This is a genomic window from Neobacillus paridis, assembly GCF_016765675.1.
GTDB lineage: Bacteria > Bacillota > Bacilli > Bacillales > Cytobacillaceae > Neobacillus > Neobacillus paridis.
In genome coordinates this window covers 1-817 of the sequence record NZ_JAESWB010000218.1, presented here as the reverse complement: position 1 = coordinate 817, position 817 = coordinate 1, and the positions used below count along the sequence as shown (strand labels likewise).

Annotated in this window: 2 protein-coding genes; both read right to left on the bottom strand. The window is 49.7% G+C overall.

Annotation, left to right across the window (positions count from 1 at the left end):
- Nucleotides 1-489 (bottom strand): capsular polysaccharide export protein, LipB/KpsS family (locus JK635_RS15115; RefSeq protein ID WP_438803837.1); only part of this gene is annotated, 489 nt, incomplete at its 3' end.
- Nucleotides 486-817: glycosyltransferase (locus tag JK635_RS15110; RefSeq protein ID WP_202654799.1), on the bottom strand; the 332-nt coding region annotated here is incomplete at its 5' end. The genes JK635_RS15115 and JK635_RS15110, both read right to left, overlap by 4 nt.

Sequence of the window (817 nt, the reverse complement as noted above, 5' to 3'; positions counted from 1 at the left end):
GATCCGCATCACCCCATCCACAGCCGAAGCAAAACGGACACTGGGCGCATGGTTGTATTTGGATAGCCTGAATTTTGCAAGCAGTTCCAGCGACGCTTTTACTCTCTCCATTAATACCGGATCCAAATCAGCGTCTCTGATCAACTGCTCAAGACGGGATGGCTGTGTCCCATCGTAATAAATACTCAAGTCATCCAACACAATAGACAAAGGCGCGGCACCCGAAACGCCCAGGCCAAGTGAGCGCAGGAACCCGTCCTCCAGGCGCAGCAGGGGAATGTCATACCGGGACGAATACGCAACGGCATGGAACGCACTTGGTTTGAAGCCCCAAGCCAGCACGATTGAATTCGCGGACGGTTTCTTGAACGGCGAGAAGAGCTTGACCGGCCCACCCAGCATTGCCTGTATTTCTGGCTGTCTCGCAATTTTCCTCGATAGCGAAATAAAGTTTTTATTCGCCACATCTAAAAAACCATGGGCCATCATGCTGTCAACTGACAAGTTTCAGAGACAACGCCCATTCTGGCCGACAGAAGTTTTTCGTAAAAATCCAGAAGAGACTGATTCGACAGCTGTTCATCAAATTCGCCAACTGGAACAGGATTTTTCAATTTGGAACTAGAAGCCATTTTTAGCTTGCATGCCAGCTCATTGTGATTATCTATTTCAAAAATCCGATCGCTGTTCCCCAGCATATCCCTCGATCCGTAAGTGGCAGACGCCAATACAGGAACGTCCTGGGCAAGTGCTTCCAGAACCGCCAGCCCGAAAGAATCTGCTCTGGAGGGCGACACATAGAGATCAAATGCACTCA